General features: G+C 63.2%; 9 protein-coding genes. 5 read left to right on the top strand and 4 right to left on the bottom strand.

Translation table 11 applies throughout. The features are described from left to right. Window positions 1-80: 80 nt before the first annotated feature. Entirely contained in the window at window positions 81-1070 is a 990-nt protein-coding gene (locus tag B7G66_RS01910; RefSeq protein ID WP_003618245.1) for an MraY family glycosyltransferase, read from the bottom strand. Between the two features lie 74 nt (window positions 1071-1144). On the opposite strand from B7G66_RS01910, the gene B7G66_RS01915 reads away from it, so the two are divergent. The 4 genes from B7G66_RS01915 (at window position 1145) to B7G66_RS01930 (ending at window position 5519) form a co-directional block, all read left to right on the top strand. After that, a complete protein-coding gene (locus tag B7G66_RS01915) occupies window positions 1145-3127 on the top strand; it encodes a polysaccharide biosynthesis protein (RefSeq protein ID WP_040510496.1) in 1983 nt (660 codons plus the stop codon). Further along, window positions 3124-4272, top strand: coding sequence for a DegT/DnrJ/EryC1/StrS family aminotransferase (locus B7G66_RS01920; RefSeq protein ID WP_003618247.1), 1149 nt, complete (start codon window positions 3124-3126; stop codon window positions 4270-4272). Before B7G66_RS01915 ends, B7G66_RS01920 begins: the two co-directional genes overlap by 4 nt. A 177-nt stretch (window positions 4273-4449) precedes the next feature. Further along, entirely contained in the window at window positions 4450-4941 is a 492-nt protein-coding gene (locus B7G66_RS01925; RefSeq protein ID WP_003618250.1) for a hypothetical protein, read from the top strand. Continuing rightward, window positions 4938-5519, top strand: coding sequence for an HAD family hydrolase (locus tag B7G66_RS01930; RefSeq protein ID WP_003618251.1), 582 nt, complete (start codon window positions 4938-4940; stop codon window positions 5517-5519). The genes B7G66_RS01925 and B7G66_RS01930 overlap by 4 nt, the downstream gene beginning before the upstream one ends. Window positions 5520-5642: 123 nt before the next feature. Here the strand turns inward: B7G66_RS01930 and B7G66_RS01935 are convergent, their stop codons facing one another. Continuing rightward, entirely contained in the window at window positions 5643-6806 is a 1164-nt protein-coding gene (locus B7G66_RS01935) for an AI-2E family transporter (RefSeq protein ID WP_003618252.1), read from the bottom strand. A 420-nt stretch (window positions 6807-7226) separates the two neighbouring features. Then, window positions 7227-9119 (bottom strand): ABC-F family ATP-binding cassette domain-containing protein, encoded by a 1893-nt coding sequence (locus B7G66_RS01940; protein ID WP_003618257.1) that lies wholly within the window; start codon window positions 9117-9119, stop codon window positions 7227-7229. Between the two features lie 166 nt (window positions 9120-9285). On the opposite strand from B7G66_RS01940, the gene ndk reads away from it, so the two are divergent. Then, complete coding sequence (gene ndk, locus B7G66_RS01945) at window positions 9286-9708, top strand: nucleoside-diphosphate kinase (RefSeq protein ID WP_003618259.1); 423 nt, start codon at window positions 9286-9288, stop codon at window positions 9706-9708. 15 nt (window positions 9709-9723) lie between these two features. Here the strand turns inward: ndk and B7G66_RS18340 are convergent. Then, on the bottom strand, window positions 9724-9951 hold a 228-nt coding region (locus B7G66_RS18340), incomplete at its 5' end, for a hypothetical protein (RefSeq protein WP_206778180.1).

Genomic DNA, 9951 nt, shown 5'->3' on the forward strand with positions numbered 1-9951 from the left:
TGAAAAAAAGGCAGCACCCAGAAACTTTTCTTGTTTTTTATCAACGGCGTGTTTTCAAATGGTCTCTTGCCAAGGTTGCCTTACCACCGGCCCACATGATGGGTGCGGGCACGGTGCCGGACATATTCCATCCAGACGGCCTGCGCCGCCCCGGCAAGGGTGAAGGCAGCCCAGAGGGGGAGGGCCCCCTGCCGCAGCAGCCATGCCAGCAGTCCCCCCCACAGGCACATTGCCCATGCCAGCGGTGCCAGCACCGTGCAGGGTAGGCCGCTGCGATGGGCCACCTGATACAGGTGGCCCCGGTGGGCCGTAACAATCGACTCGCCCGCGCGCCAGCGCCGCACAAGCGTGAAGATCACATCACATAACAGCCCGGACATCAGCAGTGGCACGATCGCCCATGCCGTGCCGCCATCGTGCGCCAGCATAAGTCCCAGCGTCCCCAGCACCATTCCGCATCCCTGGCTGCCGACATCACCCATGAAAATCCGGGCATTGGGAAAATTGAACGGGATGAATCCGGCGGTTGCGGCGGCCATGCTCCCGGTGATCGGCGTAATGGCGGTGGCCATCGCGGCGGGTGCCAGCCATGGCAGCATCAGGCACGCGCACAGCGACGTGCCGGAAACAAGGCCATTGAGGCCATCCATGAAATTCACGCAATTCGCCATGAAAACCAGCCATGCGACACCGCCCACGGTTGTCAGTGGGGATGTGTAGGCAGGCAGGCAGGCGACGATCATCATGGCGGCGGCGAACTGTGCGACAAGTTTCAGCGCAATGGGGCGCGTGTGCAGGTCATCATACCACGACACAAGGCAGAGCAGCGCCAGCGCGCCAATAAAACCCCCCGTGGCGGGACGCGCTGATGCCGGTCCCCATATCGTGCAGGCAGGGGCGAACCCGGCCATGAATGCGGTCATGATGCCGATACCGCCGCCGGTCGGGATGGGGGTGTCATGGGCGCTGCGCGCGACAGGATGATCCAGTACCCGCACATGGATCATGATGCGTACCAGCAGCACGGAAAATGCCCAGACCACCACGAACAGGAATGATTTCTGCATCATGGGGCCGACTTTACGCTTTGGGACATGATCTTTCCTTTGGGCGCTTTCGTTGCTGGGCTATAGGGGGAGGGGCAATGGTTGTGCAATCCCTCAGGCCTGACGCGTTGGTCCATCGGCTTCTTACGGTCCGGGCGATCGTGGTGAACGTTGTGCTCGATTTCTGTATCGGGGCCTGCGCCGTGCCGTGCGCACAATGGCTGGACCGTCCAGGTGTCGGCATGGCTTCGTGGGGGTGGCATACGATGCTTTCCGGTGGCATCGCGCTGCTGGCGGCGGGCCTGCCCTTTCGCATTGCGCAGCAGCACTGGCGGTTTTCCGGGGCCGCGGATTTCTGGCGGCTGGCGTGGGCTGCTGCACTTGCCGCCCTTTTTCATGCAACGGCAATGGCGCTTGTCGGGCACGGGACGGGGGCGCCGGCCTTTCCCGTCATCCATGCGCTTGTGCTGCTGGTCATGTTGGTGGGCAGCCGCCTGACATACCAACGCTGGCGGCTGTGGCGGCAGCAACGCCGCGCGCGCGCGGGACAGGTCGGGCAATGCCGGGTCGTGCTGGTGGCTGACGGCCGCAGTGCAGACCTGTTCATGCATGCGGCATCGTCAGCCATGGCCGTGGCGGGCATGGTGGTCAATGGCGCGCACCGCCGGGGGCGGCGTATCCACGGTGTGCCCGTGCTGGGCACTGTGGATGAACTTGATGCGGTGCTGGCGCGGTTGTGCCAGGGCGGGCATGTGCCGTCACCGATGTTGATCGTGGACCCGCGTTGCACGGGCGCGGCACTGGCCGCCGTGTTGCGCACCGCGCAGGCGCATGGCGTGCAGGTCCGTCGCATGCCCGATATCGCCGCGATCACCGCCCCGGAGTGGAGCGAGCTTTATCCGGTCGAAATTGAGGAACTGCTTAACCGTCCCCCCGTCACCCCCGATTTCGGGCGGCTGGCGGGGATGTTGCGGGGGCGGCGTGTGCTGGTGACAGGGGCCGGGGGGTCCATCGGCACGGAACTCGTGCGGCAGATCGCCCGCTATGCGCCCTCCAGCCTGATCCTGCTTGATAACGGGGAATATGCGTTATGGCGCATTGATGTGGACCTGTCCGAACATGCCCCCCGGGTGGAGCGTCATATCGTGATCGCCGATGTGCGTGACCCACGGCGGATCGAACAGGTATTTGCGCAGTACCGGCCCGAACTGGTCTTTCACGCCGCCGCCCTGAAACATGTCCCGATGGTGGAGGACAACCCGTGCGAGGGGTTGCTGACCAATATAGAGGGCAGCCGTGTGGTGGCGGATGCGGCACGGCGGCACGGCGCGCGTGCGATGGTGCAGATTTCAACCGACAAGGCGGTCAATCCCTCCAGCATCATGGGCGCGTCCAAGCGTGTGGCGGAAATGTACTGTCAGGCACTCGACATCATGGCGCGTCGTGATGCGACGGATATGCGCTGCATCACGGTGCGTTTTGGCAACGTACTGGGGTCGGCGGGTTCGGTCGTTTCCCTGTTCCGCCACCAGATCGAACGTGGCGGACCGCTGACGATTACCGACCCGGACATGGAACGTTATTTCATGACCGTGGCCGAGGCCGTGGCCCTTGTGCTGCAGGCCAGCGCCTGCGGGCTGGACTCTCGGCCCGGCGAAGGGGAGATCGACGACATGTTGCGCATGGGGGGGATATTCGTCCTCGACATGGGACAGCCGGTGCGCATTGTCGATCTTGCGCATCAGATGATCGTGCTGGCGGGCCTGCGCCCGGGACAGGATATCGACATCCGCTTTACGGGGGCGCGACGGGGGGAAAAACTGTCGGAAGACCTGTTTCACCAGCGCGAGGTGCCGCGTCCCACCGGCTATCGCGGATTGCGCATGGCAACGCCGCGCACGGTGGACCTTGCGCTGGCGACCTCTATCATGGATGCGATTGTAAGGGCGTGCAGGGCAGGTGATGATTGCACCGCGCTTGCGCTGCTCAAGGAGCTTGTGCCTGAATTCGTCCATATGGGACATCATGGCGCCCCCATGGCGTCAGCCCGACAGACCGACTGTGAAAGGAATGCGTCATGACCTCCCCGGCTGAAAAACCGATTGGTTTTCTGGACCTGGCCCGACAGCAGGACGAAATCGGCCCCAACCTGCGCGCCCGTATTGATGCGGTGATGACGCATTGCCGTTTTGTCATGGGGCCGGAGGTGTCCGAGCTGGAGGAACGGCTGGCCGCCTATGCCGGGGCCGCCGCGTGCGTGGGCGTGTCGTCGGGCACGGATGCGATCCAGATCGTCCTGATGGCCGAAGGTGTCGGTGCGGGTGACGCCGTGTTCCTGCCCGCCTTTACCTATACCGCCACGGCGGAGGTGCCGCTTGTGCTGGGGGCGACGCCGGTTTTTGTCGATGTGGATCCCCACACGTTCCAGATCGACCCCGCCAGCCTGCGTGCGCGCATTGCCGATGTCCGCGCGCAGGGCAGGTTGCGCCCACGTGCGATCATCGGCGTGGACCTGTTCGGGCAGCCCGCGCCATGGCCGGAACTGCGTGCCATCGCGGCGGAACAGGATATGTATCTGATGGCCGACTGTGCGCAGTCCTTTGGCGCCAGCCTGTCAGGCCGCAAGCTGGGACGGGAGGCCGCGGCGACAACATTGTCCTTTTTCCCGTCAAAGCCGCTGGGTGCGTATGGCGACGCGGGTGCGATCCTGACCGATGACCCCGAGCGCGCGGAACTCTATCGCTCCCTGCGCAGTCATGGGGAAGGCAAGACCCGTTATGAGGTCCTGCGCACGGGCATGAACGCGCGCCTTGATACCTTGCAGGCAGCGGTACTGCTGGCAAAGATGGAGTGTTTCGACGCGGACCTGCGCCGCCGTCGTGACATTGCCAGCGCCTATGACGCCGGCATTGCGCAACGGGTCGTGCCGCCCGCGCGCGTGCCCGATAGCGAATCGGCATGGGCGATCTATTCCGTGCTGACGCGCGATGCGCAGGACCGCGCGGCCCTGCAGGAACAGATGAAGGCGCGCAATGTGGCGTCCGCCGTCTATTACCCCCTGCCGTTGCATCTGCAGCCTGCATACCAGCCGCACCATGATGGCGTGTCCCTGCCTGTGGCGGAGGATCTGTCACGCCGTATCCTCGCCCTGCCATTACATCCGCAGTTGACGGATCATGATGTGGGCCGGGTTGTGGCCGCCATATGCGGGGCTGCGGGCGGCTGATGCGGGCATTGTCGCGTGTCTGTCCTGACATCGGCAGGCTGGTCGCGGGCGGGGCATTTGCGGTATTGGATCACGGTATCGCGGAATACCGCGTGATCCGGCAGTGATGATGGGGCGTGCGTCCGCGCGTCCCGTGGCACACGGCGCATACCCACGCGCCAGGGAGAACAGACACATATGAGACGCGAGACAGCCCTGCTGATCGGGTTCCTGGTCATCACGATTGGTACGGCCGCGGGGCTGTGGTCGTTGGCCATGCCCAATTTCCATCCGCTGACATTCCCGCAGTTACAGTCAGGGACCATGTCGGTCGGCCCGATGCGCAAGGACCGTGTGCTGACCACGGCGCAGGTCAAGATGCTCAATGACTGGCTGGCGGGACACAGGGCCGGCTGGGGTCCGCTGGGTCAGACCCCGCCGTCGAGTGGGGATGCCGTCATGGAAATGCAGGTGGCGCATGTTGACAATGCGTCGGGCGCACCTGCGGATTCCGGGCCGTTCCGCATCACCCTGTGGACAGGGATCAGCGCGGCGGACTGGAACAACACCGTCTTCATCGAGGAAAAGCCCGGCGCGGTCATCCGTATCCATCATTTCAATGACAAGGATTTTGGCCCGCTGCGTGAACTGGCGAACCAGTTCGATTATCCCCGGTCCGCATTTCCATGAGTGTCGTGCCGCCGGGAACCCGGGCACTGATCTTCGATTGTGACGGCACGCTGGTTGATACGCTGCCGCTTTACCTGCGGGCATGGATGACAACGCTGGAGCAGGTGACGCGGCGGCCCATTTCGCGTGAATGGTTCCGTGGGCAGGGCGGCATGTCCGAACACATGGTGCTTGATATCGTCGAAGACAGGCTTGGCGGTGCGGTGGACCGGGAGCTTATTATCGCGACCGCCCGGCGCAGCCTGCATGAGATGCTGGTGGACCTTGAGGAAATCTCCGCCGTGGCGGCCATTGCGCGGGAATATCATCGCCGCCTGCCGATGGCTGTGGCTTCCAACGGGTCACGCCAGATCGTGCAGGCGTCTTTGGTGCGGGTGGGGCTGGATCACCTGTTTGATGCCATGCTGACCATTGATGACGTGGATAAGGGCAAGCCCGCACCCGACCTGTTCCTGGCCGCGGCGCGCAGACTTGGTGTCGCGCCAGCGCATTGTTTCGTATTCGAGGACAGCCGTGAAGGCATGACCGCCGCACGCAATGCGGGCATGGCCTTCGTCGATGTCGCGACACTGGCCTAAGGTGCTGATAAAAGTAGCTTTATGAAGCTACCTGATAAGCTGACCCGATAAAAACGGACCTTATTGGGCGTCGCCTCCTTGTCCGTGAAGGCGACGCCCCTGTCTTCGTGTATCCCTGTATCCTCAGACCCGTTCATCATCCGACAGTTGCGGCGTGGCCCGGTCCATCATCGCCAGCAGCGCCGCCGTCAGCGGGGAGGCAAGGATAAGCCCCGGAATGCCAAGGATCGTGCCGAAGATCGTCTGTGACAGGATGGTCAGGCCCGGCGGCATCTTTACCGCGTGACGCTGGATCAGGGGGGCCATGACATTTCCTTCGAAAAACTGGATGGCCGCATACAGGCCCAGCACGGTCAGCCCTTCGCGCGTGCCCTGTGACAGTCCGATCAGCACGGCGGGCACCGCCCCGACAAAGGCCCCGATATAGGGGATGAAGTTCGCCAGTCCCGCCACGACGCCCAGCGCCAGTGCAAGCGGGACGCCAATGATCCACAGCCCGATGAATGACAGCAGCCCCACGACCGTCATGTCCAGCGCCTGTCCCGCCGTCCATGCCCACAATGTCTGTCCGGCCGTCAGCAGCAGGTCGCGCGTGCGCATGCGGTATTCACGTGGCACCAGACGCAGCATGCCATTGACATAGATTTCGGGCGAGATCGCGAAATAAAGTCCGGCAATCAGGATGACCGCCAGAGTGCCGGCCGCGCCAAAGGCGGAGGTCACGAACCCCGTCATGGACCCTGCGATGGACCCGAACCCGCTGCCGCCGGAGGAATGTTCGTTACCGCCAAATGAAGAGGGCAGGTTGTCGAGGATCATGCGTCCGGGTGTGCTGTCGTCCATGCGATCGCGCAATGTGCGGGCCTGTTCGCTCAATGCGGCACGCAGGCGCAGCGCCTGTTCCGAAATTTCCGGCCCACTGCTCCAGATCAGGGCCGTCAGGGCGGATATGATGATCAGCACGACGATACTCAGTGCGACCCAGTAAGGCAGGCGCGTGCGTCGTTCCAGATGCCCGGCAAGGTTGTGCAGGATGACAGCCACCAGCGTCGCGGCGAACAGTACCATCAACACATCGCCCACCAGCCAGATCGACACCACCAGCACCGTGACCGTCAGTGCAAGGCGCAGGAGGTGGTGTATGCGGGCAAGCTGTTCCGCCTGCGGGTCGGCAGGGGGGGCATTGTCCGTCACGTCAGCGGGGGCCTGCTGCTCCGACCCGGTATCATGATCGGCGTCCTGATCGGTATCAGGGCAGGCGGCGTGCTCTGTCGTGGAAGGGGTCATAAGATATCCATGGGTTGGTGAATGAAAGGATGGGGGATCGGAACCTGATTGCCCCGTGATGCGCAAGGGGCTTCAGGTCAAACGCACAAGCCTGCCGGATGCCGTAAGGAGCCATGATTTTTTTTGCATGGTGTTGAGGATCACAAAAAGAGCATGGCGTGCATATGTCGTCGGGACACACATGCAGCCCTGGAATGAAGGAAGCGTATAGGAAACCGCTGGAAAAGCCCGCACATGGGAAAAATCATGAAAAGGTTTTCCGCTCTCGTCTTGTGTGCGGCGGCAACCTGCCCCGGCGCGTTAAAAAAAGCGCCATCAGACAGTGGTGTGGGGCATGGTCCAGTGCCAGTGCCAGTGCCAGTGCCAGTGCCGGGGCCATGGTGTTTCGGTGTCGCATGGTCCCTGCATGTTGCGGTGCGGTTATTCCGTCCCGGCTTCCTCCAGTTCCGTTTCCGCCGCCAGCCAGTCTTCCTCCGCCGCTTCATGGTCACGGCGCAGGGCGGCAAGGCGGGTATTGAGCTTTGTCACCTCATCCGCGCTGTTCGCGGCTTCGTACAGGGTGGGATCGGCAAGGCGCGCCTCGACCTTTGCCTGCTCGGCCGCCAGTTTCGTCATGCGGGCTTCCGCATCGCGGATGCGGCGGCGCAGCGGGGCCAGCGCCTTGCGTGCCTCGGCACGTTCGCGTCGGTCCTCGCGCCGGGGGGCCGCGACGGGACGCGCACTTTCCCCACCAGAGGTCACGGCGCGGGCGCGTTCGATCAGCCATGTGCGATATTCCGCCATATCGCCCTCGAACGTGCGCACCGCGCCATCGCCCACCAGCCACAGCCGGTCGGCCACCAGTTCGACAAGATGGGGATCATGGCTGATCAGCAGCACCGCGCCCTCGAATTCCGCAAGCGCGCGGATCAGCGCATCGCGTGCATCAAGGTCGAGATGGTTCGTCGGTTCGTCAAGGATCAGCAGATGCGGCGCATCGCGCGTGGCCAGCGCCAGCAGAAGGCGCGCCTTCTCCCCCCCCGACAGGTCGCGCGTCACCGTTTCGGCGCGCGCGGCATCCAGCCCGAAACGTGCCAGTTGCGACCGCACCGCCACCGGGGTCGCATCGGGCAGGGCGCGGGCCATGTGATCGACCGGGGTTTCGTCGGGACGCAACTCTTCCGCCTGGTGCTGCGCGAAATAGCCAACGCGCAGGCGCGGGCTGTGTGACATCGTGCCCGATTGTGGCGCCAGCCGCCCGGCCACCAGCTTGGCAAAGGTGGATTTGCCATTGCCGTTCGCGCCAAGCAGCGCGATGCGGTCTTCCATGTCGATGCGCAATGTCAGGTGCGACAGGATGGTGGTGTCGCCATACCCCACCGATACCCGGTCCATCGTCAGCATCGGCGGCGGCAGGGGGGAGGGTTCGGGAAAGGAGAACTGACTGGGCGCATCCTCCACCACCGACTCGATAACCGGCAGCTTTTCCAGCGCCTTCAGCCGTGCCTGTGCCTGTTTTGCCTTGGTCGCCTTGGCGCGGAACCGGTCCACAAAGGATTGCATGTGCGCACGGCGCGCATTGATGCGTTCGGCCATGCGGGCCTGTTGCAGGGCCTGTTCTGTGCGGATACGCACAAACTCCTCATACCCCCCGGGGGTCAGCGTCAGCTTGCCGCGGTCAAGGTGGGCGATGGCGTCCACCGCCCGGTCCAGCAACCCGCGATCATGGCTGACGATCAGGGCCGCACCGCCGAACCGCGCCAGCCACCCCTCCAGCCACAATGTCGCTTCGAGGTCGAGATGGTTGGTCGGTTCATCCAGCAGGAGCAGGTCGGGGTTGAGGAACAGCGCCGTCGCCAGCGCCACGCGCATGCGCCACCCGCCCGAAAAGTCAGACACCGGCCGTGCCTGTGCCGCCATGTCGAATCCCAGCCCGGACAGGATACCCGCCGCGCGTGCAGGTGCGCTGTGGGCGTCAATGGCGCGCAGGCGTTCATGGATGTCGGCAATGCGCATCGGGTCGGTCGCGCTGTCGGCCTCTGCCAGCAGGGATGTGCGTTCTGTATCCCCCGCCAGCACCGTGTCGAGCAGTGATCCATGCCCGGTGGGTGCTTCCTGCCGGATGCGCGCCATGCGCGCGCGCGAGGACAGGCGTATGTCCCCGCCATCGGGTGCGATATCCCCCGCAATCGCCGCCAGCAGCGTCGATTTTCCCGCCCCGTTATGCCCGACCAGCCCCACCTTGCGGCCAGGATCAATGGTCAGGCTGGCCCCGTTCAGAAGGGTGCGTCCAGCAATACGCAGGGTCAGGTCGGTTATGACAAGCAGGCTCACGAAACGCGGTACTCCGGGAATATGTGGCGCGGATGGCAGGATTCGTCACGGTAGTACCTACCAGTCCTGACCGATATGCTCTAGATGGCGTGAGGCAGGGACACTTGCCCTTCGACGGGCATCCTGTCCTGTCGAACCAACGTATTTGAGTTAAGGAGCCAGTTCCATGGCCGTCGAACGTACCCTTTCGATCATCAAGCCCGACGCGACCCGCCGCAACCTGACCGGCAAGATCAACGCCGTGTTCGAGGACGCGGGCCTGCGCATCGTGGCGCAGAAGCGCATCCAGTTGACGCCCGCCACCGCTGGCGCGTTTTACGAAGTCCACAAGGAACGCCCGTTCTATAACGATCTGGTGTCCTTCATGGTCTCCGGCCCGGTTGTCGTGCAGGTGCTGCAGGGCGAAAATGCGGTGGCCAAGAACCGCGAAGTGATGGGTGCCACGGACCCGAAGAAGGCCGAGGCCCACACCATCCGCGCGCAGTTCGCCGAAAGCATCGAAGCAAACTCCGTCCATGGTTCCGACAGCCTGGAAAACGCGAAGAACGAAATCTCGTTCTTCTTTGCAGGCACCGAAATCCTGGCCTGATTGTCCATTCGGACATCAGTGGGAAAAGCCGGCAGGAATGCCGGCTTTTTTTATGCCTGCGGGGATCGGGACACCATTTTGAAAGCAACCCATTGATAAGGAATGGGATAAATTCAGGCGTGACCTTGCCCTGTCGGAAAGGTGATATCTCTCAAAGCTCTTTAAAAAAAGCTTCACCAAGAGCGTGTTTGAAAACAAGTCATTGATAAAAAAGAAAAGTTTTTGGGTGCCGCCTTTTGATCG

Source organism: Novacetimonas hansenii JCM 7643, assembly GCF_000964405.1.
Lineage (GTDB): Bacteria > Pseudomonadota > Alphaproteobacteria > Acetobacterales > Acetobacteraceae > Novacetimonas > Novacetimonas hansenii.